Below are 25532 nucleotides of genomic sequence, written 5' to 3' on the forward strand. Positions count from 1 at the left end.
GCAAAAATGAAATTGTCGTATAAACATACCATCAAAACTCTTCCGCTGTTGACCTCCTCTCTAAACACCCATATATTCCTCAATAATATCCGATACGTTAATACCATCCGCATCACCAATACTATACTTTATAACCCTAAAGTCAGTACTTAATTCCCATTGCCCATTTTTTTTACGGGCTTTTCTAAAAAAGTGGGTTTGTTCATCATTGTCATAAAAGCTGATGGTATATTCAATGAGCAACCTGTTGTCATTCTTCGGATAACTGTACCACATCGCATTAATTACTGACGCCCGGTATTCCCCGATCAGCAATTGTTCCAGTTGTTTTTCATCATGAGCTGGAAGCTTTCGGCCAGCGCCTGGTTTAAGGACGATCATAGGGCTAATGTAACAGAAATCTGCTGATTTATCTTCAGCGCTACAAAATTCCCGGCATGGTTTAGTGAGAAGAAACTTTAAGCCTGAAGTATGCGAATTTTCAAAACTTAACGTTTAATTAATATTGAATCATTAAATTGGGTTAAAATCGCAAGGCTATGAACATCATCCAGGAATCGCTGAACGCGCAAGACTACAACAAAAAGATCCGTGCACTAACACTTAAAAGTGCGAAACTCAAAAAAAAATCGAAAGCGTTGAATGCACAGTTAAGTGCCACCTTAAAAGAATGTGATCATTTGCTGCATCCCGGGCAGAAAGAAAAGAAGTAAAAAACCAATTAAATTAGCACGATCAATTGTTTATAATTTATTTACCAATATTTTTAGTATTTTTAATTTTAACTTATAAATTTGTGTTATAAATTTAAATATTAACACATGTACAGGAGCATTGAAGATTTTACCAAAGATTGGGAAATGGAAACCCAGGGTACCTCAAAAGTACTTTCCACAATCACAGAAACCACCCGTAAAGAAAAGATCCATCCCGATGTCCGTTCCCTTGGCAGGCTGGGCTGGCATTTGACACAAACCGTTACTGAAATGGGACACAAGGCCGGCTTATTTGCCGAAGATGAGCTGGAATATATTCTACCCCCATCTGATTATACTGAACTCATCAGTTTATATCAGCAATATTGCGGGATATTAGCTAATTCAGTTCGCTTGAAATGGACGGACTCTGGTTTAATGGATCAGGTAGAAATGTATGGAGAACAATGGGAAAAAGGAAAAATTTTGCGGGTACTGATTGGCCATCAGACACACCACCGGGGCCAAATGACCATAATTATGCGGGTGCTGGGTTTACTGGTACCTGGGCTTTATGGGCCCGCTAAAGAAGAATGGGCAGAATTTGGCATGATGGCCCCAGAGTAATTGAGTATATGGATAAAGAAATAGAAATTAAGACTTTACACTTGTTCCCTTTGTTGAACAACATGCTGATCAACCTGTTAAAATCTTTAACAGATGAAGAATGGGCTGCCCAAACCATTGCAAAACTCTGGAAAGTTAAGGATGTTGCAGCCCACTTGCTGGATACAAATTTAAGGACATTATCCATATCAAGAGATGGCTACATCGGAGAGCGCACTGAAAACATAAACTCTTATCAGGAACTGGTAGCTTTTCTCAACAATTTGAACATGACCTGGACAAATGCCTGCAAAAGGCTTAGTCCTGACGTTTTGATATTTCTTTTAGAAAGCACAGGACAGCAATTGTCGCAGCACCTTAACGCGCTGGACCCATTTGAAGACGCAGTATTTCCGGTTGCCTGGGCAGGACAAAAAACTTCAGTAAACTGGTTCAATACCGCCAGAGAATACACGGAGAAGTTTCTGCATCAGCAACAAATCAGGGATGCGGTAGGCAAACAAGGTATAATGACAAGAGAACTCTATTACCCTTTTCTGGATACTTTTATGTATGCCTTCCCACATACTTTTAAAGATATTAAAGCAGACGATCGAACTGTGGTTTCCTTAATCGTAACCACTGAAATTGGTGGGCAATGGAACATTGTTAAAGATAAAGACATGTGGATATTGAATAAAGATACTAACCTGGAAGCAGCTGCGACTGTTAAAATTGCCCCTGATATTAGCTGGAAATTATTTTCTAAAAGCTGGACACCAAAACAGGTAATAGATGAGGTAGAAATGACAGGCAACGAACAATTGGGGCAACATGCTTTACAAATGGTATCCGTAATGGCCTGATATGATTTCATTTTCCATATCCTTCCTTCACTCATAGATTCTGGCTATTGAATTATAGATTTAATTGATTGTGATTATTTGATCCAATACCTTAAATTTATAATGCTTTGGAATTACCGGGCATAAGTACTGTAATATATAATTTATAAGACATGGAAAGAGATTCAAATGACATCAGTAAATGCCCCTTTCATAATGGCAGCATGAAACACAATGTTGGCGGCGGTGGTACCCGTAACCACGATTGGTGGCCCAACCAGTTAAAATTGAGCATCCTGCGTCAGCATTCGGCCTCATCCAATCCGATGGACGAAGATTTTAATTATGCCGAGGCTTTTAAAAGCCTGGATCTCGCAGCTGTAAAAAAAGACCTTCATGTGCTCATGACCGACTCACAGGACTGGTGGCCGGCAGATTTTGGTCACTATGGTGGTCTGTTCATCCGTATGGCATGGCACAGTGCAGGAACCTATCGGGTGGGCGACGGACGCGGTGGTGCCGGCGCAGGACTACAACGCTTTGCCCCCTTAAACAGCTGGCCTGATAACGTAAGTCTCGATAAAGCCCGCAGATTACTTTGGCCGGTTAAACAAAAATATGGCGCTAATATTTCATGGGCCGACCTGATGATCCTGACCGGTAATGTGGCCCTGGAATCCATGGGTTTTAAAACCTTTGGCTTTGCTGGCGGACGTGAAGATGTCTGGGAAGCAGATGAATCAGTATACTGGGGCGCTGAAAACACCTGGCTGGGTGGTGACCTGCGTTATGCACATGGTTCGCCTGGTGTAGCGGGTGATGGTGTATTGGTCACAGACGACAATGCCGATGGCGATATCCACTCCCGCAATCTGGAAAAACCACTTGCAGCTGTACAGATGGGATTGATCTACGTGAACCCGGAAGGCCCTGACGGCAACCCTGACCCTGTTGCTGCTGCCAGAGACATTCGCGATACTTTTGGCCGGATGGCCATGGACGATGAGGAAACAGTTGCGTTAATTGCCGGTGGGCATAGCTTTGGCAAAACTCATGGTGCAGCCTCTGCAGACCATGTAGGCAAAGAACCCGAGGCTGTTGATCTGGAAATGCAGGGCCTGGGTTGGAGCAACAGCTATGGATCCGGCAAAGGGGCCGACGCAATTACCAGCGGACTGGAAGTCATATGGACCAAAACACCTACCCAATGGAGCAATAACTTTTTTGAGAACCTGTTCAGCTTTGAATGGCAACTTACTAAAAGTCCTGCTGGTGCCCATCAATGGGTAGCTATAGATGCAGAAGCATTTATTCCTGATGCATTTGACAGTGAAAAAAAACACCTGCCAACCATGTTAACTACCGATCTCTCTTTAAGGTTTGATCCGGCTTACGAAAAGATATCACGACGCTTTCTAGAAAACCCCGATGCTTTTGCAGATGCTTTTGCACGTGCATGGTTTAAACTAACACACCGCGATATGGGGCCCAGAGAACGTTACCTCGGACCTGAAGTACCACAGGAAATATTGCTTTGGCAGGATCCTATTCCTGCAGTTAACCACATGCTGATTACAGAGAACGATGCCGCAGTACTGAAATCAAAAATTTTGGAATCTGGTTTAAGTGTAGCCGAACTGGTTTCCACAGCATGGGCTTCGGCTTCCACCTTCCGCGGCACAGACAAACGTGGCGGTGCCAATGGTGCACGCATTCGCCTTGCACCACAAAAATACTGGCAAGTGAACAATCCATCCCAATTGCAGAAAGTATTGGACCTACTGGAAAACATTCAAAAGGAATTTAATGCTGCACCAACAGACGGTAAAGAAGTATCGCTGGCAGATCTGATTGTACTGGCCGGTTGTGCAGGTATTGAAAAAGCGGCTGCAGCTGCAGGAAGCAGCATTAAGGTTCCTTTTACCCCTGGCCGAATGGATGCCACACAGGAACAGACCGATGTAGAATCTTTCGGTTACCTGGAGCCTGCTGCCGATGGTTTCCGTAACTACCGCAAATCTAAAGTTCCTGTATCTACCGAGGAGCTGCTGATCGACAAGGCACATTTACTGACACTCACCGCACCAGAACTAACGGTATTACTAGGTGGCCTGCGTGTATTGAATACTAATTTTGACGGTTCTAAACACGGGGTTTTCACTTCCCGTCCAGGTTTGCTGACCAATGATTTCTTTGTAAACCTGCTGGATATGGAAACCGCATGGAAAGCAATATCTGCAGACAGGGAAGTTTATGAAGGCCGGGATCGTGCGACTGACGAAATAAAATGGACAGGTAGCCGTGCAGACCTTGTTTTTGGCGCTAACGCAGAGCTCCGGGCTATTGCTGAAGTATATGCAGGCGCAGATGCTCAGGACAAATTCCTGAAAGATTTTGTAGCCGCCTGGACCAAAATAATGAACCTGGACAGGTTTGATATCACCTGATAGTAGATTATTTAAATAAGGAAATGAAAAAGGCACCTGATGAAGGTGCCTTCCTTACAAAGATCATCCGTTAAAACAACATGTTGTTTTTACCTGACAATCATTTTGACATCTGCATCATTCCATTTATCCGTCCTGAACAGCCCTACCGGAAGCCCGTTTGAAGATTTAAAATGCGTAAGATCGGTTTCCGTAAAGGCATAACGCAGCGCCACAGGCACAGGCACCGATTTACTCCATGCCCTCAGCTTATTACCCGAAATTTTGTATTCAGCAGGATAAAACTTTTTATCAGGCCCGGCAATATACAATTCGCTTATTTTTTCATTTTTGGAAACACTCAATTTTTCATTTCCCATAAAATAGAATTCCACAACAATCTGGTTTCCACTAATTGTATGACTTTTATAAACTGGTGAAAATGGATTAACCGATTTCGTTTTGTAGGTTTTTACCAAAGCAATATCAGCAAAACGATTGGCCACTTCATGCTTTCTGGTAGGATGTATATTCTTTACATCAGGCACCAGGTCAGAGGTAAGTACCATATATACATTATCATTATTCAGCATGGTTTTAGTTTGTGCTTCTCTGAGCAAAGCAGCTTTTGGCAACTCCTTGTTCTTATAATCATAAGGAGCTATTTGTGCAAAATAAAAAGGAAACTGATGGTTCCATGCTTTTCTCCAGGATTGTATCATCGCAGACATCAACTTTTCATACGAAAACCAGGTTCCTACATTATCCTCTCCCTGATACCACAATGCGCCTTTAATTGCATACCCCACCAGCGGATAAATCATACTGTTCCAGGTCCTGCCAGGTAAATTAGGTTTTCTTGGAGCCACTCCTTTTGCTAAAGAAGCCTTATGTAATACCGGATCTCCGCTTACCAGTTCTTCCGGAGTCCATACTTCGGCACATGTTCCACCCCAACTTGAATTGATGATACCGACGGGAACATTCAATTCCTTATGTAGTTTATCTGCATAAAAATAACCAATTGCGCTGAATGTAGAAGCCGATGCAGAATCGCAAACCGTCCAGGAGTCATTTAAATTATCTTGCGGATGATCCGCAGCAACATTGCCTACGTTCAACAAGCGGATGGAATTATTTTTTATTTTCGGTAAAATATCAATCATCTCCTGCAGTTTGTTAACCGAACTCCATTGCATATTGGACTGGCCGGAACACAACCAGACTTCCCCAAACAATATATCTTTTAAGACCAAAGTGTCCTTTAATGAAATGATGGTAAGCTGATGTGGTCCACCTGCGGCCCCGGTTTTGAGCTTGTATTGCCATTTGGCATTGCCTGTGGCAATCACCTTACTGGTATCATTATTCCAGCTTGGGATCAACTTAACTTCAGCCCCGGCTTTAGCCCAGCCCCAGACAAGCGTACTGGTATCACGCTGGATCACCATATGGTCTGAAAAAAAATTAGGCAGACGCAATTGTGCAGCTACCCTGTTTGTAAAAAATGTTCCGCTAGCGAATAGCAGTAAAATCAAATACTTCATTTAAGTTTATATTTAGGTTATGGTAAACGTACGACAAAATTGTTTAAACGTTTAAACAAGTATAGTAAATTGTTTAGATATTTAAAAATATGCTGGAAGTGATTTACCGTCAAATTCAGTAAATAGCATTAGCTTACCTCAGGACAAAGCGGAAATAAGCCATTTCATCTTAATCAAAACTTATTTTAAACAGATTGAAATAAAACACAACCATCTGATAAAAAAAAGTAACAAATTAAAAGAAAATATTAAATTAGCTATACAAACAACTGAATATTAGCAATTAACGCATGATAATAAAAAACAAATGGTCAGGTTTGACTGTTTTCGCCGGCCTCATCCTTGCATTCGCCATTTCGACAGCACTCATTACTGAAGAAGAACCACTGAAAATCATCCTTAGCCGCTTAGAGAAGTTTAGAGCATCCTACCCTCAGGAAAAGGTACACCTGCACCTGGACAAACCATTTTATGCCACTGGCGAGCAAATCTGGTTCAAAGCCTACGTGGTAACCGCCGAATCACATCAGCTATCCGGGCTGAGCAAAATCCTTAACGTAGAACTGATCAACGGCAGAGACTCGGTTACCCAAAGCCTCAGGCTACCACTAACTACCGGCATAACCTGGGGTGATTTCCAGTTGCCCGACAGCCTGCCGGAAGGAAATTACCGCATCAGGGCCTATACCAATTACATGCGCAACTTCGGCGATGAATATTTCTTTGACAAAACCATTCAGATAGGCAATGCTTTCAGCAGCGCCAACAACAGTCTTGACAAAACAAACGCAAAAAACACTGATGTACAATTCTTTCCCGAAGGTGGAAACCAGGTTTATGGCATACGTTCAAAAATAGCTTTTAAAGCACTTGGCGCAGATGGATTGAGCAAAGACATTAGCGGCTACATTTCTGATGGCAATGGTGAAAAAGTATTGGAATTTAAGTCTGAACATGCAGGAATGGGCATTTTCAGCCTGCAACAACTTAGCGGGCAAACTTACACCGCCACCGTTAAATTTCCTGATGGCTCCGAGAAAAAGACCATACTACCCAAAGCGCAAACAGAAGGTTTTGTATTGGGAACTGCAAACCTGGATAGCGCCTATCTGTGGGTAAAGATCAGTGCCAGTCCGGCAATGATCTCCGCCGGTGGGCAGCTTACGCTGGTTGCACAAAGCAATTCGGTAGTGAAATTTGTCTCTACAAATAAGCTGGACAACGCCACGTTTAGCGCCAAAATTCCTAAAAACCGTTTCTCAACCGGGATATTACAGCTCACCTTATTCGATCAGAAAAACCAACCTGTAGCTGAACGATTGGTGTTCATTAACCACAATGATTTTTTGAAGGTAAAGGTTAACGGGGCAAAAACAGCTGCCAGCCGTAAAAAAATGAAGATGGAACTGGAGGTACAAGATCCCTCCGGCAAACCTGTATTGGGCAGCTTCTCTATAGCTGTAACGGATGCCACTAAAGTCCCGCTGTCCACAGACAAGGAAACAACCATTTTAAACAACCTACTGCTCAGCTCGGACATCAGAGGTTATGTTGAACAGCCCAACTATTACTTTACGGCGACAGATGCGCAAAAGGTACGCGAACTGGACAACCTGATGATGACCCAGGGCTGGCGCAGGTTTACCTGGAAAAACATCCTGGCAGGCAATTTCCCTCAGCTTACTTATAAGGTGGAAGACGGCATTCACATCAGTGGCCGCATCAGTCAGAGTAAAAAGCCAGTTGCAGGCGGAAAGGTGACAATGATGTCGTCAAAGGATTTCTTTGTCATAGATACCCTCACCGACAACGATGGGCGCTTTGTTTTCAAAGACCTTGTTTTCCCCGACAGCACACGCTTTGTGATCCAGGCCAGAACAGCTAAAGACAAAAAGTTTGTGGATATTGAACTGGACCACATACTGCCGCAACGGGTTACTGAAAATAAAAATGCCGCGGAGATGGAAGCAGATGTGAACAAAAAGCTATTCGCTTACCTGCAAAACAACCGCGACCAGTTTGAAGAGATCCGCCGCAAATTTATGACGCAGAAAAACAACCTGCTTTCTGAAGTAAAGATTGTAAAGCGGGTAGAAAGAAAAGTGAAAGGTTCCGTAAATATGGCCGCCGGTGCAGATGTAATTGTAACTGGTGAAGAACTGGAAAACGGCATTACTTTAGACCAGGTGCTGCAAGGCAGAGTAGCGGGATTAACAATGATGGGTGGCGTGCCGTATATGGGCCGAAGTATGCACTCTTCCATAACAGGTCCTACAGCCATGGGTATTATACTTGATGGCGTAAGAGTAGAGTCTACCGCCCTTAGTGAAATCTACACCGACAATGTGGAAGGTGTAGAAGTATTGAAAGGTGCAAATGCAGCCATCTACGGCATGACCGGGTTTGGCGGCGTATTGATCGTAACCACTAAATCGGGAGGCGGAAAAACCGGCGCTAACCCTTATACCGCAGGCCTCATTACTTACAGCCCGAAAGCCTATGCCAGTGCCAGGGAGTTTTACATGCCCAATTATGATGATCCAAAAACAAACAAACAACTGCCCGATCTGAGGACGACGGTTTTCTGGCACCCCAACATCATCGTCAAGGGCGGAAAAGCATCCTTTGAATACTTCAACGCAGATGGCAAGGGACCATATAAAATAACCATAGAGGGCATTGATGGCGATGGTAAACTCGCCAGATATGTTTACGATTATATAGTAAATTAATATAAACAAAGAAGTATCATCAATGAAAGCAATGATGAAGAAACGCATAAAATCACAGTTGGCTGTTTTCGCCAGTCTTATCCTGGTATTTTTCTTTTCGGTAAGTCTCATTAACGAAAACGAAGCCCTTAAGGCGATGCTCAGCAAGCTGGAACTATACAGAATGAACTATCCTCAGGAAAAAGTGCAGCTGCACCTGGACAAACCATTTTATGCCACCGGCGATAACATCTGGTTCAAAGCCTATGTGGTAACTGCGGAATCACACCAGTTATCCGAACTGAGCAAAATCCTCAACGTAGAACTGATCAACGAAAAAGATTCCATCAGCCAAAGCCTCAGGTTGCCCCTTACGAATGGTATTACCTGGGGCGATTTTCAGTTGCCTGATAGCCTGCAGGAAGGAAATTACCGCATCAGGGCCTATACCAATTATATGCGCAACTTTGGCGATGACTATTTCTTTGACAGAACCATTCAGGTGGGAAATCCACTCAGCAACAAACTTGTTCACCCCAAAATTAAAAAAACGGCAGTTATCCCCATTTTAAACCAAACTGATGTACAATTCTTTCCCGAAGGCGGGAACCAGGTCTGCGGCATCAGCTCAAAAGTAGCCTTTAAAGCCATGGGGGCCGATGGACTGGGCAAAAATGTAACCGGCTACCTCTCCGACAGCAATGGTAAAAAAATATTGGAATTTAAGTCGGAATATGCAGGAATGGGTGTTTTCAGCCTGCAGCAACAGCCAGGACAAACCTATACCGCCACAGTTAAATTCCCCGATGGCAATGAAAAAAAACTGGTATTACCCAAAGCACTGGAACAAGGTTTTGTATTGGGCGCTACCAATCTGGACAGCACCTATCTTTCGGTAAAGATCAGCGCCAGCCCGGCAATGATCGTTGCAGGTGGACAGTTTACCCTGGTGGCGCAAAGCAATTCAGTGGTAAAATTTGTCTCCACAAACAAGCTGAACAATTCGGTATTCAGCTCCAGAATTCCCAAAAGCCGTTTCTCTTCAGGGATATTACAGCTCACCTTATTCGATCAGCAAAACCAACCTGTCGCAGAACGGCTGGTATTCATTAACCACAACAATGACGTATTGAAAGTAACAGTTAAGGCAGCAAGAGCAGCTGTCAGCCGAAAAAAAATGAAAATGGAAATGGAGGTGCAGGATGCCTCAGGTAAACCTGTCTTTGGCAGCTTTTCCGTATCGGTAACGGATGCTACCAAAGTTCCGGCTGATGGGTATAAGGAAAAAACCATTCTGAACAACCTGCTGCTTACCTCAGACATTAAGGGATATGTGGAACAGCCTAACTATTACTTTACAGCGACAGATCCGCAAAAAGTACACGAACTGGACAACCTGATGATGACCCAGGGCTGGCGCAGGTTTACCTGGAAAAAAATCCTGGCAGGCAATTTCCCACAGCTCATTTATAAGCCAGAAGATGGCATTCACATCAGTGGCCGCGTTACCCAAGGTAAAAAACCGGTTCCAGGAGGCAAGGTGACCCTGTTATCATCGAAGGAAAATTTATTTGTAATAGATACGCTGACCGATAACAATGGGCGTTTTGTTTTCAAAAATCTCGTTTTTCCCGACAGCACAAATTTTGTTGTTCAGGCCAGAACAGCTCAAGGCAAAAAGTTTGTAGATATTAAGTTAGACAATATTTTGCCGCAAGGAGTTGCCAAAAATAAAAATTTACCAGAAACTGAGGCTGATGTGAACAAAAAATTAGCTGCTTACCTGCAAAACAACCGCGACCAGTTTGAAGAAATCCGCCGCAAATTTATGCTGCAAAGAAACAACCTGCTTGCTGAGGTAAAGATTGTAAAACGGCTGGAAAGAAAAGTAAAAGGATCCGCAAATATTGCCGCTAGTGCCGATGCAATTATTACTGGTGAAGAACTGGAAAACGGCATAACTGTAGACCAGGTGCTGCAGGGCAGAGTGGCAGGGTTGATGGTGAGGAACGGCACCGCGATGTTGATGCGGAGCAGGCATGCTGCAATGGGCGTTATACTGGATGGTGTAAGGATGCCAGCCAACGCCCTCGGTGACATTTACACCCATGAAGTAGAGGCTATTGAAGTATTAAAGGGCGCATCTGCGTCTATTTATGGCATGACCGGGTTTGGGGGTGTTTTGATCATAACTACTAAATTTGCAGCCGGTAAACCTGTTCACTACCCCTATACCGCAGGCCTCATTACTTACAGCCCGAAAGCCTATACTAGCGCCAGGGAGTTTTACATGCCCAATTATGATGAGCCTAAATCAAATCAACAACTGTCCGATCTCCGGACAACCATTTTCTGGCACCCCAACATCATTGTCAAGGGTGGAAAAGCATCCTTTGAATATTTCAACGCAGATAGCAAGGGACCTTACAAGGTTACCATAGAAGGCATTGACGGCAATGGCAAACTGGCCAGACAGGTTGATAATTACACCGTAAATTAAGCCAATTTTACCAATCAATTTTGCTTAAACTTACTGTTTCGCTCATATTAACATTTGTTAAAATAAAAAACCCTGCTCATCTTGCGATTGCAGGGTTTTACGTTTTGATGATGAATCTTGTGATCCCGCTGGGATTCGAACCCAGGACCACTACATTAAAAGTGTAATGCTCTACCAGCTGAGCTACGGAATCATCGTTCTTGTTTGAACTTTTACTTTAAGCGTTTCCTTTTAAAGTGGTGCAAATATAGGGCTACGATACATATTGTGCAAATTATAAATTAAGAAATCTTTTATATCACTGATTCCTAGTTAGATTATTTGTAAATTCTCCTTAAAGCACATTTACAATCCCTAAATACTGGCTGTTACTGCGCCTTTTTCTATCTTCAGCCACAAAGGCAAGGTACACATGTACAGCTTTTCCTGAAAAATCTTCGCTCAGTTTAAATACCCCGGTCCTCATTCTGCGCTTTACGGCCGCGGTATCAAAATCAGCTGTAGCACCCTCGATATCATAAACCAGGAACATCGCCCGGTCATCGCCTTCACATTTACCACCTTCCCAGTTAAAAGTAATGGAATTCTCAGCCTCTGAAACTGCCGATGCGGTTGTGGCCTGTTCCTGATCGCCGAAACTCACCAGGGCAAGCGCCGGATCAATATGTGTGCCGGCATCATCTTTAACTAAAGCGTGTTTTGAGTTGTAAGATTTTGCGGCTACAAAACCCTCAAAGGTCGGCGCATAATCCTGAAATCCAACCCGGAGAAAAACGGTTAAAGGCTTTAGCCAGTACTGTAAATCTCCAAATCTCTGCTGGTTGGCGAGCTCTTTCTCTGTAAAGGGTTTGGTGCGCTCATTTGCTTCGCCACGCATAATCTCCTGCCCTTTTAGATGGTAGCCTATAACCGTGCCGACTTTGCCCTTAAAGCCTCCCAGAATACCGTTTTTAATGATTGCCATAGTTTAAATAGTTAAATAAGTTAGTACTAGTTGCCCAGTGAAATAATAATTAATTAATAATTATAAGAATATAATAAGGATTAAACAGGAATTTACCCCTGTTATCTCCCTGTTATATCCCTATTAAGTCCCTGTTTATTCCCTATTAATAATATTCGCTTCCATAAGCAAAGATTAGCAAAACCTCAACTTCATCCTCAGGAATTAACCAATAATTAAAATCCAATGCTAAACCTGGACAATTGCGGGAAATAAACCATGCAATATACTCAGTTATCGTTCAGTTTTGTCAGAATGGCCTAAGTTTTTTTCCGGATTTACCACATCCCGGACCAGTTGTTTCAATTCCTTTATCTCTGGAAAGCCACCCCGCTCCTTCCGGTCATATACTACCATTTCATTTACACTGATGGTATAGGCCCCTCCAATTGCTGCGGGTTTTAACAATACCCCATTGATGTCCTCGGTAAAAGTACCCAGCAGTTCCTGTGCCATATAAGCTGCCCGGAGCATCCAGCCACATCTGGGGCAATATTCTATAGTAATTGTTGGTTTCATTACTACAAATTAACATATAATTCACTCGTAAATTCTTTATTGGTTTAAATTTTATAAATTAAGCACATGCTAGCAAAAAAAGACATATTCGGCTATGAGCCCGATGCGCAGTACGATACTGCTGCCGCTTATTTTTCCATGGAGTTTGCCGTAGACCAGGCTTTAAAGATATACAGTGGCGGCCTGGGCTTCCTTGCTGGCTCTCACTTAAGGAGCGCTTATCAGTTAAAACAAAACCTGGTAGGGATAGGTATACTTTGGAAGTATGGCTATTACGACCAGGGCCGTGATAAGGACCAGCTGATGAAACCGGCCTATACCGAAAAACAATATGCCTATTTACAAGATACCGGGATACTTTTTACGGTTCCTGTGCACGATTCTCCGGTACATGTAAGGGCCTTTTTGCTCAAACCAGAAACCTTTGGCACTGCCCCACTGCTTTTACTCAGTACAGATGTACCGGAAAACGATTACCTGTCACGTACCATTACCCACCGTTTGTATGATCCGCATGAAACCACAAGAATTGCCCAATCTATCGTTTTAGGTACTGGTGGTGCTATGCTACTGGACATCCTGAATATGACACCCGATGTGTACCACATGAATGAAGGACACTCCGTATCACTCAATTTTTACCTGTATGCTAAGCATAAAAGTCTGGAGGAAGTTAAAAAACGTGTGGTATTTACCACGCATACACCAGAAATGGCAGGCAACGAAGAACACAGGTACAGCCTGCTCAAAGAGATGTCTTTCTTTTACCATCTGCAGGAGCATGAGGTGAAATATATACTGGGTATGGACGGCGATCAGTTCAGCTATACCCTTGCTGCACTTAAATTTTCAAGAAAAGCCAATGGGGTATCTAAATTGCACGGTAAGGTAGCACGGGAAATGTGGGGCCACTATCCGGGAATATGCGAAATTACCTCCATAACCAATGCCCAGAACCAGAAATACTGGGCCGATGAAGCAATGGCTAAGGCAATAGCAGGAAAGGATGATGCTGCTATACTGAAAAGAAAAAAAGAAATGAAGACGGCCTTGTTTAAAGTTGTAGCCGATCAATGTGGTAAGCTCTTCGACCCGGAGGTGCTCACCATAGTTTGGGCAAGGCGCTTTGCGGGCTATAAAAGGGCTGATCTGGTGATGCAGGACTGGAACAGGTTTTTAAGTCTGATCAGCAGCACAGCACTTCCGGTACAGCTGATCTGGGCAGGCAAGCCTTATCCCGAGGATTTCGGGGCCATCGGACTGTTTAACCAGATCATCTCGCGGGCATTGCCTTTAAAAAACTGTGCAGTACTTACCGGCTATGAGCTTGAATTATCAGCACTGCTGAAGAAAGGGTCTGATGTCTGGTTAAACAACCCCAGGATGTACCGTGAAGCCTCAGGCACCAGCGGCATGACTGCTGCCATGAATGGCAGCATCAACCTTTCATTACCAGATGGCTGGGTACCTGAATTTGCGGAAGATAAAGCAAATAGCTTTTTAATCCAGCCGGCACCGGATGGTTTACCCGAGCAGGAACAGGACAAACTGGAAAACATCAGCCTGATGGAAACACTGGAACAAACCGTAGTGCCCATGTATTACCAGCAGCAGGACAAATGGCTGAATATGGTAAAAAAAGCTGCTGCTGATGTGGTTCCGGCTTTCGAGTCGGGTAGAATGGCAAAGGCTTATGCTCAGGAAATGTACCGGGAATAACAACCTGCAGTTACAGGTGCAAGCGGCTTATGGAAATGAGCTGCATTTCTTTTTCTTTGCCCCGGAGCTTGATGGAGCCAAGGGTTTGCAGGATAAAACCATTCAGCTGAAGCACGGCGGCCAGGTCTGAAGATACAATGACCTCTGCATTGAATTCCCTGCAGATCCCTTGTATCCTGGAAGTGGTATTCAATACATCACCCGAATAGGTGATGTCTCTTTTGATGATGCCCACTTCCCCGGCTACGACCTTGCCACAATGAATACCCGCTTTAAATGAAGGCAGCAAACCATACTGTCTGAGGTACTTTTCTTTCCTTTCTTCCAGGTAGTTTTTAATGTCAAAAAAACACTGAATACATTTGCTGTCTTCAATTCCTTCTTTGTATTTCCAGGCAACTACAACCTCATCCCCTACGTACTGGTAAATTTCGCCATCATTGTCCAGTATCGGATTGGTAACATCGGTGAAGATATCTTTTAGAAGTTCATGGTATTTTTTGTCGCCCAGTTTCTCTGCAGTTGCCGTGGAAGAATTGAGATCAAAGAACATAAAGATCCTGAATTCTTCCTGTGGGGTATTGTACTTTCCGCGGATGATATTCCAGAAAACTCCCGGTCCGAATTTGCTGTTGACCTGCAATAAGAGCTGGGTAGTGGCCACCACTACTCCCCATACGAGCCCGCTTTTAAAAAGCCTGCTGGTATCGGAAAAGCCGATGTTGCGCAATAGAACATTGATCAGCAAAATGATCAGGATAAAGGAGCAGGTAACTGCTGTAACTGTGTATCCATAAGACCTGTCCTGGTACTTTACATTGATGTAAAATACAAGAAAGCTACCACCCAGCAAAGCACCGATTAATCCGGACCCCATGTTTATGATCACGGACAACAAAAAAGAGTAACCAGGGACCGGGCCTATTGAACTATGGGTATGTAACAGGAGATAATCGTATATGGAAATCAATAAGCCTATAATTAACCAGGCCAGCACAATGACCAGCAATTGTTTAAACTTATACCGGGTTCTTCTGTTCATGAACACTAATGTAATAAAAAAAGCCGTCCCTCCGGACGGCTTTACCAAAACACTAAAAAAACTATGGGTATTAATCTTTAACTGCTATTTTGATTTCTGTTTGAGCAGCTGTACTTCTTTTTTTAGCAACTCTATTTCAGCTTGTTGTTCTTTAATGGCAGCCACAAGTACGGGGATCAGGTTTTCTGTCTGTACCTCGTTGTATTTGGCTACTTTAGAATTGTTTTTACCGGACTCATACACCTTTGAAGCTTCGTAAACCATTGCCGGGAATTCGGGCTGTACATTGCTGGCCAAAAAGCCGTACTGCTCCCCGGCAGGAAGTTTCAGGTGTTTGTATTTATCTACATCGTATTTGTAGGTAACCGGTTCCAGGTTCTTTAAATGCTGGGTAGAATTGGAGATCTTACCCACATTTACCTTAAGTTCCTGTTCGTTAATTTTCTGTGCATTTGCTGTTATGGAAACAGCAGCTAATAAAAGGCCTATAACAGTACCTTTAAACAAAGTATAGTTCATAAAATTAAATTGAATGGTGTAAATATTTGCATGCAGGTTGTACTGGTGTACAGACCCGCTGATCCAGCTGTTAAATTATAATTTACAGCTGTTGGGAGGCGGATATGGCAGGGAAATATAAGGAGCCGTAATCTCTGGTACGATCAGATGGCCGGCTTTTTTTGAAAGTGTTAAAGAAGCCAGGTACAGGATGGGCTGATCAGGAAAATCCTCATCAACAGTTTCCAGCTGTTTGCTTTCCTTTTCTGCATCCGGGGTATTGGTCTTGTCATCAGTATCTTGTTGGGTGCTTATTACAACAGTATTTTGATCCTGTTGCTGCACAGCAAATAACGCGGTACTTTTTACCAGTAAAAACGAAAGTAAAATTAATATGCCCGTTATTCTTTTAAACATAAGCTGCTGACTCGTATAATCTTATATTGGATTGCCTGCAAATATAAGCGCTGACATTTGAATAGCCAGCGCCTGAATTGTATTTTTTTTGTCGGATTTTGTGTTACCTGCCTTATTTTGCAGCAGGGGGAATGCTTTTGTAAATAAAATTGTGCAAAGCGGTGGTGGTCGCTTTTAAATCGGCAGTAAGGTACCAGATGTTGTTGATTCTTTTCCCCGCACTTTGCCCATCCAGTGGAAACCTTGCCTGATCGATCACCTTATTTTTTGAATTCAACACGCTACTTGCAAAACTGAAGAGTGTCATTTGCCCCATGCTGGTTTCCAGGTTAGGCAATACTTGTGAAGCAATGGCCGGCAACATTTGCGAACCCGAGGTCTTAAGCGTACTGAAAAGTGCAACCAGCACATTTCTTTGGCGCTCTGTTCTCTCATAATCCCCGTTTCCTACACCTCTGATACGGGTATAGGCTACCGCCTGTCTGCCAGTTAACTTCTGAAGACCGGCAGTTTTTACCGGTACAGCAGGAATCTTTTCGTAAATGGCCAGTTCGTTCAGGTAATTATTTAAATAGGAAAGCTCAGGTTGTTTTACATTTACAGTTACCCCGCCCAGGGCATCCACAATCCTGGCCGCGCTGTAAAAATCGACATTGAGGTAGTCTTTAATGTCCAGATCAAAATTCTGGTTGATGGTTTTTATAGCCAGCTGAGGGCCTCCAAGGGCATAAGCAGCGTTGATTTTATCCATGCCATGACCATCTATGTTTACATAGGTATCTCTCATGATGGATGACATTTTTATTTTACCACTTTGCTGATCAATGGAGATGACCATGATCACATCGGAGTTTGCACGGTCCTCCGCCTTACGTCTGTCTACCGCAAACAACGCCATATTTACCGGCGGGTTTGGCATAGCTTTTACTTTAGCTGCAACTTTTGGCGATATCCCCAATGCTGCTGCACTCCTGTCCAATTGAACAGCCTGAGGCTTGGTATAGTTCTCGGGAGCGATGGCGGTACTGTCCTGCGCGTTAACCTTATGGGATAAGATCAGCAGAAAAACATAGCACAATAATTTCTTCATTGTTTAAATTTATAATCTGGTTTAAAATTACGAAAACGTTTGGACAATATTCCGGCCATATTTTTATGGAGGCCAGGAGCGCTGAAAAAGCATTTGGAATTTGATTTAAAAATTAATCATCTTTATATCAGCAAAACAGAACTTAATTAACCAATTCCATCATAAACCAGCTCATGATGGCTTCATAACAAAAGAACAAAATCAAACGACCATGAAAATCTTAAAAAAAGTATTGTTAGTTATTGTCGGGATTGTTATTCTGGCATTAGTAGTGGCATTGTTTCTGAAAAAGGATTATGCAGTTGAGCGAGAGGTAACGATCAACAAACCCGAACCAGAGGTATTCGAGTTCATTAAGCACATCAAAAACCAGGATCGGTACAGTGTATGGAACAACATAGACCCGGCCATGAAAAAGACCTATAAGGGTACAGATGGCACTGTTGGCTTTGTAGCTGGCTGGGAAAGTACCAACAAAGATGTAGGTAAAGGCGAACAGGAGATCACCAGCATTAAAGAAGGAGACAGAATTGACATGAAAATCCGTTTTAAAGAACCTTTTGAAACAGAAGATGATGCCTACATGGCAACCGAATCTGCGGGAGAAAGCCAAACCAGGGTAAAATGGGGCTTCAAAGGTAAAATGGCCTGGCCGATGAACCTGACGCTGTTGTGTATGGATATGGAAGGCATGCTGGGCAAGCATTTGCAGGATGGTTTGGATAAACTGAAAACGACACTCGAAAAGTAGCTTTTGGCGCTACGAAAACAAATTGCAGTACCGCACGTTGTTTATAGCAGCATACAAATATATCATGAGCATAACAGCTATTAATCCAACTGATGGGAAGGTCATTAAATCTTTCCGGGAAACGTCTGAGGCGCAAGTTATTAAAAAGATTGAGCAAACACATAAAGCCTGGACAATATGGCGGGAAAGCAGCTTTAAGCAAAGAGCTGCCCTATTAACAAAATTGGGAAACCAGTTGCTGATGCAAAGGGATGACCTGGCAAAGCTGATGGCTTTGGAAATGGGCAAACCTTTAAAAGATGGATTGGCCGAAATAGACAAATGTGCTGCTGTATGCAAGTATTATGCAGATAAAGGTGCTGGTTTCCTGGAAGATCAGCTGATCGAAACGGAGGCTTCAAAAAGTTATATCAGCTTTCAACCTTTGGGCGTCGTGCTGGCTGTGATGCCCTGGAATTTCCCTTACTGGCAGGTTTTCAGGTTCCTTGCCCCTGCTTTGATGGCCGGAAATTGTGGACTGCTGAAACATGCTGCTAATGTGCCCGCCTGTGCTTTGTCTATTGAAAAGCTGGTAAAAGATGCGGGTTATCCCGATCATGTATTTCAGACACTGATGATCGGCAGTAAGGCCGTAAGCAAGGTGATTGCCCATCCATTGGTAAAGGCTGTTACTTTAACAGGCAGTACAGAAGCCGGGATGAAAGTCGCGGCACAGGCAGGTATGCTGTTAAAGAAGACAGTGCTGGAACTTGGGGGCAGCGACCCTTACCTGGTGCTGGAGGATGCAGATCTGGAATTCGCTGCCGAAACCTGTGTAAACAGCAGGCTGATCAATAATGGTCAGAGCTGTATTGCGGCTAAAAGATTTATTGTTGTAAAAAAAGTAGCCAGGGAGTTTACCAGGCTTTTTGTGCAAAAAATGAAGGAGAAAATACTGGGTGATCCTTTTGAGGCAGCGACCAACCTGGGCCCCATGGCCCGGGCGGATCTGAGGGACGAATTGCATCAGCAAGTGCTGAAAAACATAGCAATGGGAGCAAAATGCCTACTTGGCGGCCAGATCCCGGCATTCAAGGGCAAGCATGCTTATTATGAACCTACTGTTCTTTCTGGTATAAAAAAAGGCATGCCTGCCTATGCTGAAGAAATGTTTGGCCCTGTGGCGGCAATATTGATCGTCAGGGATACCGAACAGGCTATTGAACTGGCAAATGACAGCGCATTCGGCCTTGGAGCTGCTGTTTTTACGCGCAATGAAAAACTGGCTGAAGAAATTGCAAGAACCCGCCTGCAGGCGGGCTCCTGCTTTGTAAATTCCCTGGTAAAATCCGATCCCAGGTTACCATTTGGCGGGATCAACCAATCTGGCTACGGCCGGGAACTGGGGGTATTTGGCATTCATGAATTTGTGAACATCAAAACCGTTTATGTAAAGTAATTTGACTTAACCACATAAATTTTCTTAATTTTGCAAGCTTAAAGATTAAAACACAATTATGTAGGATTCAATTTCTTTCAGAAAAATAAATCGGGCCGGCAAAGCGGGCCCAGGTATTGTTCAATTTATAGAAAGAAATCATGATTACCCTTCAAAATATTACCTATATACATCCCGACAGAGATTTATTGTTTAGTGGTTTAAACCTTATCATCAATAAAAAAGATAAAATTGCCCTGATCGGCGACAATGGAACAGGAAAATCTATCCTGATGAAAATCATGGCCGGAGCACTGAGCCCTTCGCAAGGAAGGGCAGAAATAAGTGCTAAACCTTATTATGTACCCCAGATTGTTGGTCAGTTTAATGATTACAGTGTTGCAAAAGCGCTTCAGGTAGCAGACAAGTTGCAGGCTTTGAACCTCATTTTAAATGGGGAGCTGAACCAGGAGCACCTGAACTGCCTGGATGAAGACTGGACGATTGAGGAGCGCTGTAAAAGTGCCCTTGCCCACTGGAAACTTGATGGCTTAGACCTGGAGCAAAAAATGGGGGGCCTGAGTGGCGGCCAGAAAACTAAGGTTCTTTTGGCAGGGATCCGTATACACCAGCCTGAAATTGTTTTACTGGACGAACCGAGCAATCATCTGGATGCCTGGAGCAGGAAAATGCTATATGATGATATCCGTTCAGCCGCACATACCCTGGTGGTGATCAGCCATGACAGGGCTTTATTGAACCTGTTAGACCATGTTGCTGAACTGAGCGAAAAGGGAATTGCAGTTTATGGGGGCAATTATGATTTTTATGGTGCACAGAAATCCATCGCAAACGAGGCATTGAACCAGGACCTGAAAAGTAAGGAAAAAGCACTGCGTAAAGCGAAGGAAACAGAAAAGATAGCTTTGGAAAGGCAGCAAAAGCTGGATGCCAGGGGGAAGAAAAAACAGGAAAAGGCCGGGCTCCCTACCATTTCCATGAATACGCTCCGGAACAATGCCGAAAAAAGTACTTCCCGTATGAAGGGTGTGCAGCAGGAAAAAGTTATTGCTGTTGCTAAAGAACTGGGTCAATTACGTGCCGCATTGCCGGATATTCATAAAATGAAAATGGATTTTAACCCTTCGCTACTGCATAGCGGAAAAATACTGATCACTGCTACTAACGTAAATTTTGGATATGCTGAACGAATGCTCTGGAAACAGGCTTTAAATTTTCAGGTGAGCAGTGGGGAACGCATTGTGATCAAAGGGGGAAATGGCTCCGGTAAAACGACTTTGATTCAAATGATTCTGGCCCGGATCGATCCCCTTTGCGGCAGTTTGAAAATGGCTGATGTTAAAGCCATTTACATTGACCAGGACTATTCATTAATTGAGGATGAGCTCAGTGTTTATGAACAGGCCCAGGCTTACAATTCGGGCGGTTTACAGGAACATGAGATCAAGATCCGCTTAAACCGCTTCCTGTTTGACAAAACCTTTTGGGACAAGCCTTGCGCTACGCTTAGTGGCGGCGAAAAAATGCGGCTGATGCTCTGTACTTTAACCATCGGTACGCAAGCTCCCGACCTGATGGTGCTGGATGAACCAACAAACAACCTGGATATTCAGAATACAGAGATTTTGACCGCAGCGGTTAATGCCTATGAGGGGACGCTCCTGGTGGTATCTCATGATGAATATTTTTTGAAAGAGATCGCGGTAACGCGTTCCATTGACCTGTAAGCTATGCCCGGATAACTGAACAAGTATTGTAAAACACTGAACATTTTGTGTTCAAATACCTGTGCAGTGCAAAACCGGGCATCTCTTTTCCAAAAGAATAATTTAAATTGAATGGACTAAAGCTACGCTGGCTATGCTATTTAATTCGATGAATTTTGCTTTTTTTCTCCCGGTGGTGTTGACCCTGTACTGGCTATTGGGGAAAAAAAAGTTGAGCTATCAGAATTCTCTGCTGCTGCTGGCCAGTTATTTCTTTTATGCCTGCTGGGATTGGCGCTTTCTATTTCTGCTGATCTTTTCAACGCTACTGGATTACTTTACAGGTTTAAAGATGTGCAGGGCGAGCCGGAAAAAGGAAAAAAGATTTTGGTTTTGGCTAAGTGTTACCGTAAATCTTGGTTTTTTGGGTGTTTTTAAATATTACAATTTCTTCATAGCATCTTTTGCAGCATTGCTTTCGGATGTTGGCTTACAGGTAAATCCCTGGTCGTTAAAAGTGATCTTACCTGTTGGGATCTCATTTTATACTTTCCATGGATTATCCTATGTGATAGACATTTATAAAAACCGGATCAAGGCAGAAAGAAATTTCATTGATTATTCGGTTTTTGTCAGTTTTTTTCCGCTTCTGGTTGCAGGCCCCATTGAACGGGCTACACACCTGTTGCCACAGCTTAAAAAGAAGCGTTTTTTTGATTATGGAAAGGCTATTGATGGGCTGAGACAGATCTTATGGGGATTATTTAAAAAGGTTGTGATTGCGGATTTATGTGCCGACACGGTGAATGCCATTTTCAGCAACTCAGCAAATGCGACGGGAAGTACTTTGGTTGTAGGTGCCGTACTTTTTGCTTTCCAGATCTACTGTGATTTTTCCGGCTATTCTGACATTGCCCTTGGTACGGCAAGGCTTTTTGGCATAGAACTCCTGAAAAACTTCGCCTTCCCTTACTTTTCCAGGGACATAGCGGAGTTTTGGAGGCGATGGCATATCTCCTTATCGTCCTGGTTCAGGGATTACCTGTATATCCCTTTGGGTGGAAGCAAGGGCGGCACCTGGATGAAAGTCAGAAATACCTTCATCATATTTATTGTCAGCGGGTTCTGGCATGGTGCAAACTGGACATTTATTGTTTGGGGCTCGTTAAACGCGCTGTACATTATGCCCTCCATCCTGTTTAGCTCCAACAGAAACCACCTTGATGTAGTGGCGGCAGGAAAGCTGTTGCCAAACCTCAGGGAACTTTTTTCCATGTGTTTCACTTTTGGTCTGACTGTTTTTGCCTGGATCTTTTTCAGGTCTGAAAGTCTGGGTTCGGCCTTTCATTACATTGCCGGCATCTGTTCGCCATCTTTGTTTTCTACTCCGGAGGTTTTACCCCGGATGTTAATTGTTTTAATCCTGATGTTTCTAATTGTTGAGTGGATTGGCCGTGAAGAATCCTATGCGATCAGCAAAATAGGATTGAATTGGCCAAGACCGATCAGATGGACTGCCTATTATAGTATTGTTCTGGCTATCTTCTATTTTGCAGGTCCCGAACAGAAGTTTATCTATTTTCAATTCTAACATGAAAAAATTCATACTTCAAATCGCGAAATTTAGTTTAGTCCTGCTTGTTCTGCTTGTTGCCGGACTACTATTCACGGCAAGTTACATCTCCAATAAATCCAATTTCAAAATTCCAGATTACGCTGATAAAATAATCATCGGGCACTCCCATCCGGAATGTGCTTTTAATGATTCTTTAATCACAAATACCATTAATATAGCCCAATCGGGCGAATCTTATTTCTATTCCTACTATAAGGTTAAACAATTGTTGCAGCAAAATAAAAATATTAAATATGTTTTTGTAGAGTTTACCAACAACCAGATTGAGAAAAAAATGGAAGAATGGATCTGGAGCGGGTTATTTCTATCTTATAAATACCATACATATGCCCCTTTCATTGATTATCAGGGCAACAGTTTGCTGATGAAAAACAATCCTAAAAGCCTGCTGAAGTTACAGATCAAAACACTGCTGAATAACATTAAAGTTATCCTGTTTAAGGATTACGATTATGCCAGGAAAACCGGCGGCTATCTGTACCTTGGAAAAAGTAAAACAGATTCGCTGATTAAATTAAAAGATATTACTATTGGTAAAAATGAAATACATGAATTATTACCTATTGAAAACTTAGCTTATTTAGACAGAATTGTGAATTTGTGCCAAATTAAGGGGGTAAAAGTAATATTGCTGAGAAGTCCGCTACATAAAAAATATCCGGGAATTAAGAATGAAAATGAGTTCAAAAAATTGCTGACTGTTAAGTACCGGCATATTCATTTTTTAGATTTTAAAAACTTCCCGCTTCAGGATGAGGAATTTGCAGATCTAGAGCACCTCAATTTTAAAGGGGCAAAGAAATTTTCTGCCTTCTTTAATGATTTGTTAGCGCATGGTTTAATGGATGTACCTGATCAGCAAAAAACAATAGACAGAAAAATATCATTGGCACATTTTGCAGTCGCAAAATAAAATTTAGTCCTGTTTTATGCCGTTTGATTTGTTAAACATCAAAAATCTTTTGGAATCACTTACCTTTTGCAGAATCGGAACGTTAGTGACTAAAGCATAATCTTCCGTGTTTCTATTGATAAATACGCCTGCCCCAATGATGTTGTTGGTTCCTATACAGACATCTTCTTTTACTGTAGAATGGATACCAAGGAAAGAATTGCTGCCAACAGTTACATTTCCGGCCAGGATGTTACCCGACAACAAGACGTTGTCTTTAATGGTGGAATGGTGGCCAATACGGGCGCCAAGTAGCATACAGTTGTTTCCAATGGTTACAAATGGGTGAATGTCACAGGCCTGATCAATAAATACATTTTTACCTATTGCTAAATTTGGCCAAAGGTTGGCTTTAGACGAAATGTAATTGGCGAAAGAATAACCGGCTTCTTCTACTTTGTAATATGCACTTTCCCGGGCACCGTTTCGGCCTATGGCAATATGCATCAGATGACTGTCATTAGGGTAAGCTTCTCTAACCTGATCGAAGCTAAGGATAGGTAATCCTAATAGTCTTGATCCTGCTTCCGGCACATAGACATCATCTACACAAAATGCCACCACTTTATGGGGGCTGTCATAATCAAAGGAATAACAGATCAATTCTGCCATTTTCCCTGTTCCGTACACAATAACTTTCATATTTGTAGATTTTAGATAATAATTTATTATAACTAAAGTTATTACTAAAATGTGTTTAAGTATAGTGCGGAATTATTTTTGACCAGAGCACTTTACAGTATGTGCAACCTTGGGGATGGGTTTAGCCAGAACGATTTGCGGAACGGTTATCAGACAAAATAACACAACAATCACAATATCAAATGCTTATTTTAAAACAACCTTACATGATATTGCAGTTGTAGCTGCCCGGAGATTAAATAAGAATCAACACAAGTTGTAAACTTACTTGGCAATATTGTCTGTTGTGATTATACATTATGATTTAATAGCTGCTATTGCAGCTGATGGGAAATCACTTAGAATATAAAACAAAAAAACCTCCTCAGAAATCGGAGGAGGTTTTTTGTGATCCCGCTGGGATTCGAACCCAGGACCACTACATTAAAAGTGTAATGCTCTACCAGCTGAGCTACGGAATCATCTTCTGTTTGAAGAGGGTGCAAAGATAGAATTATTAATTTATTTTGCTAAATATATTTAAAAATAATTATGACTAACTGATTCCCAGAATGGTTTTCGCTAAGTGTTGCCTCTTTGGTCTATTCTCCTCCTATGGAGAAGTTCGGTCATTTACGCGAATTGTAAATTCTGAACTTAGAAAAACTGTAAAATCTGTAAACATTTTAACAAAATGCTGGTCTTTTTGGCAATTTTTTATGTAAACATTTACAATTTAAAATACAACATGAACGGGCCTACATCTACCGGGCTTTTATTTCTATAACTTTATTCAACAAATTAAAGAAT

The 25532-nt window shown here is 42.6% G+C and carries 21 protein-coding genes and 2 tRNA genes; 12 read left to right on the forward strand and 11 right to left on the reverse strand.

The annotated features are described in order from the left end of the window. Window positions 1-60: 60 nt before the first annotated feature. Window positions 61-381 carry a hypothetical protein gene (locus R2Q85_RS11450; protein ID WP_316811921.1) on the reverse strand — a complete coding sequence of 107 codons (321 nt, stop codon included), beginning with the start codon at window positions 379-381 and terminating at the stop codon, window positions 61-63. A gap of 158 nt (window positions 382-539) precedes the next feature. Between R2Q85_RS11450 and R2Q85_RS11455 the strand changes: the two genes are divergently transcribed. The 4 genes from R2Q85_RS11455 (at window position 540) to katG (ending at window position 4593) form a co-directional block, all read left to right on the forward strand. Further along, the gene (locus R2Q85_RS11455; protein ID WP_316811922.1) at window positions 540-713 is read left to right on the forward strand and encodes a hypothetical protein; all 174 of its coding nucleotides are present in this window, start codon (window positions 540-542) and stop codon (window positions 711-713) included. Window positions 714-821: 108 nt separating this feature from the next. Then, window positions 822-1322, forward strand: a complete 501-nt coding sequence (locus R2Q85_RS11460) for a DinB family protein (RefSeq protein ID WP_316811923.1) — start codon at window positions 822-824, stop codon at window positions 1320-1322. An 8-nt stretch (window positions 1323-1330) separates the two neighbouring features. Next, window positions 1331-2167 (forward strand): maleylpyruvate isomerase N-terminal domain-containing protein, encoded by an 837-nt coding sequence (locus tag R2Q85_RS11465; RefSeq protein ID WP_316811924.1) that lies wholly within the window; start codon window positions 1331-1333, stop codon window positions 2165-2167. A gap of 152 nt (window positions 2168-2319) precedes the next feature. After that, window positions 2320-4593 (forward strand): catalase/peroxidase HPI, encoded by a 2274-nt coding sequence (gene katG / locus R2Q85_RS11470; protein WP_316811925.1) that lies wholly within the window; start codon window positions 2320-2322, stop codon window positions 4591-4593. An 89-nt stretch (window positions 4594-4682) separates the two neighbouring features. On the opposite strand, the gene R2Q85_RS11475 is transcribed toward katG, so the two are convergent. After that, window positions 4683-6119 (reverse strand): sialate O-acetylesterase, encoded by a 1437-nt coding sequence (locus tag R2Q85_RS11475; RefSeq protein WP_316811926.1) that lies wholly within the window; start codon window positions 6117-6119, stop codon window positions 4683-4685. Window positions 6120-6409: 290 nt separating this feature from the next. Here R2Q85_RS11475 and R2Q85_RS11480 point away from each other — a divergent pair, with 290 nt between their 5' ends. Beyond that, window positions 6410-8851 carry a TonB-dependent receptor plug domain-containing protein gene (locus R2Q85_RS11480; RefSeq protein WP_316811927.1) on the forward strand — a complete coding sequence of 814 codons (2442 nt, stop codon included), beginning with the start codon at window positions 6410-6412 and terminating at the stop codon, window positions 8849-8851. A 22-nt stretch (window positions 8852-8873) separates the two neighbouring features. Further along, the gene (locus R2Q85_RS11485) at window positions 8874-11330 is read left to right on the forward strand and encodes a TonB-dependent receptor plug domain-containing protein (RefSeq protein ID WP_316811928.1); all 2457 of its coding nucleotides are present in this window, start codon (window positions 8874-8876) and stop codon (window positions 11328-11330) included. A gap of 120 nt (window positions 11331-11450) precedes the next feature. Here the strand turns inward: R2Q85_RS11485 and R2Q85_RS11490 are convergent. The 3 genes from R2Q85_RS11490 to R2Q85_RS11500 form a co-directional block, all read right to left on the reverse strand. Next, a tRNA-Lys gene (locus tag R2Q85_RS11490) sits at window positions 11451-11523 on the reverse strand. Between the two features lie 141 nt (window positions 11524-11664). Next, window positions 11665-12294, reverse strand: a complete 630-nt coding sequence (locus tag R2Q85_RS11495) for a DUF6266 family protein (protein WP_316811929.1) — start codon at window positions 12292-12294, stop codon at window positions 11665-11667. Between the two features lie 273 nt (window positions 12295-12567). After that, complete coding sequence (locus R2Q85_RS11500; protein WP_316811930.1) at window positions 12568-12852, reverse strand: SelT/SelW/SelH family protein; 285 nt, start codon at window positions 12850-12852, stop codon at window positions 12568-12570. A gap of 66 nt (window positions 12853-12918) precedes the next feature. Here R2Q85_RS11500 and glgP point away from each other — a divergent pair, with 66 nt between their 5' ends. Beyond that, complete coding sequence (gene glgP, locus R2Q85_RS11505; RefSeq protein ID WP_316811931.1) at window positions 12919-14571, forward strand: alpha-glucan family phosphorylase; 1653 nt, start codon at window positions 12919-12921, stop codon at window positions 14569-14571. Between the two features lie 10 nt (window positions 14572-14581). On the opposite strand, the gene R2Q85_RS11510 is transcribed toward glgP, so the two are convergent. The 4 genes from R2Q85_RS11510 to R2Q85_RS11525 form a co-directional block, all read right to left on the reverse strand. After that, window positions 14582-15613, reverse strand: coding sequence for an adenylate/guanylate cyclase domain-containing protein (locus R2Q85_RS11510; RefSeq protein ID WP_316811932.1), 1032 nt, complete (start codon window positions 15611-15613; stop codon window positions 14582-14584). 84 nt (window positions 15614-15697) lie between these two features. Then, window positions 15698-16132 (reverse strand): tail fiber domain-containing protein, encoded by a 435-nt coding sequence (locus tag R2Q85_RS11515; RefSeq protein WP_316811933.1) that lies wholly within the window; start codon window positions 16130-16132, stop codon window positions 15698-15700. Window positions 16133-16207: 75 nt separating this feature from the next. Next, entirely contained in the window at window positions 16208-16528 is a 321-nt protein-coding gene (locus R2Q85_RS11520) for a hypothetical protein (protein ID WP_316811934.1), read from the reverse strand. A gap of 112 nt (window positions 16529-16640) precedes the next feature. Then, the gene (locus R2Q85_RS11525) at window positions 16641-17618 is read right to left on the reverse strand and encodes an LCP family protein (RefSeq protein ID WP_316811935.1); all 978 of its coding nucleotides are present in this window, start codon (window positions 17616-17618) and stop codon (window positions 16641-16643) included. A gap of 211 nt (window positions 17619-17829) precedes the next feature. Between R2Q85_RS11525 and R2Q85_RS11530 the strand changes: the two genes are divergently transcribed. From R2Q85_RS11530 to R2Q85_RS11550, 5 genes are all read left to right on the forward strand, one after another. Further along, window positions 17830-18369 carry an SRPBCC family protein gene (locus R2Q85_RS11530; RefSeq protein ID WP_316811936.1) on the forward strand — a complete coding sequence of 180 codons (540 nt, stop codon included), beginning with the start codon at window positions 17830-17832 and terminating at the stop codon, window positions 18367-18369. 64 nt (window positions 18370-18433) lie between these two features. Next, on the forward strand, window positions 18434-19807 hold the full coding sequence (locus R2Q85_RS11535) for an NAD-dependent succinate-semialdehyde dehydrogenase (protein WP_316811937.1): 1374 nt from the start codon (window positions 18434-18436) through the stop codon (window positions 19805-19807). Between the two features lie 140 nt (window positions 19808-19947). Continuing rightward, a complete protein-coding gene (locus R2Q85_RS11540; protein ID WP_316811938.1) occupies window positions 19948-21534 on the forward strand; it encodes an ABC-F family ATP-binding cassette domain-containing protein in 1587 nt (528 codons plus the stop codon). Between the two features lie 148 nt (window positions 21535-21682). After that, window positions 21683-23104 carry an MBOAT family O-acyltransferase gene (locus tag R2Q85_RS11545; protein WP_316811939.1) on the forward strand — a complete coding sequence of 474 codons (1422 nt, stop codon included), beginning with the start codon at window positions 21683-21685 and terminating at the stop codon, window positions 23102-23104. A gap of 1 nt (window position 23105) precedes the next feature. Beyond that, a complete protein-coding gene (locus tag R2Q85_RS11550) occupies window positions 23106-24062 on the forward strand; it encodes a hypothetical protein (RefSeq protein ID WP_316811940.1) in 957 nt (318 codons plus the stop codon). A gap of 3 nt (window positions 24063-24065) precedes the next feature. Here the strand turns inward: R2Q85_RS11550 and R2Q85_RS11555 are convergent, their stop codons facing one another. Together R2Q85_RS11555 and R2Q85_RS11560 are read right to left on the reverse strand one after the other, a co-directional pair. Then, window positions 24066-24743: an acetyltransferase gene (locus R2Q85_RS11555; protein WP_316811941.1), complete on the reverse strand. Its 678-nt coding sequence runs from the start codon at window positions 24741-24743 to the stop codon at window positions 24066-24068. Between the two features lie 388 nt (window positions 24744-25131). After that, window positions 25132-25204 (reverse strand) — tRNA-Lys (locus tag R2Q85_RS11560). Window positions 25205-25532 lie beyond the last annotated feature (328 nt).

The organism is Pedobacter heparinus, from assembly GCF_032678725.1.
GTDB classification, from domain to species: Bacteria; Bacteroidota; Bacteroidia; order Sphingobacteriales; family Sphingobacteriaceae; genus Pedobacter; species Pedobacter heparinus_A.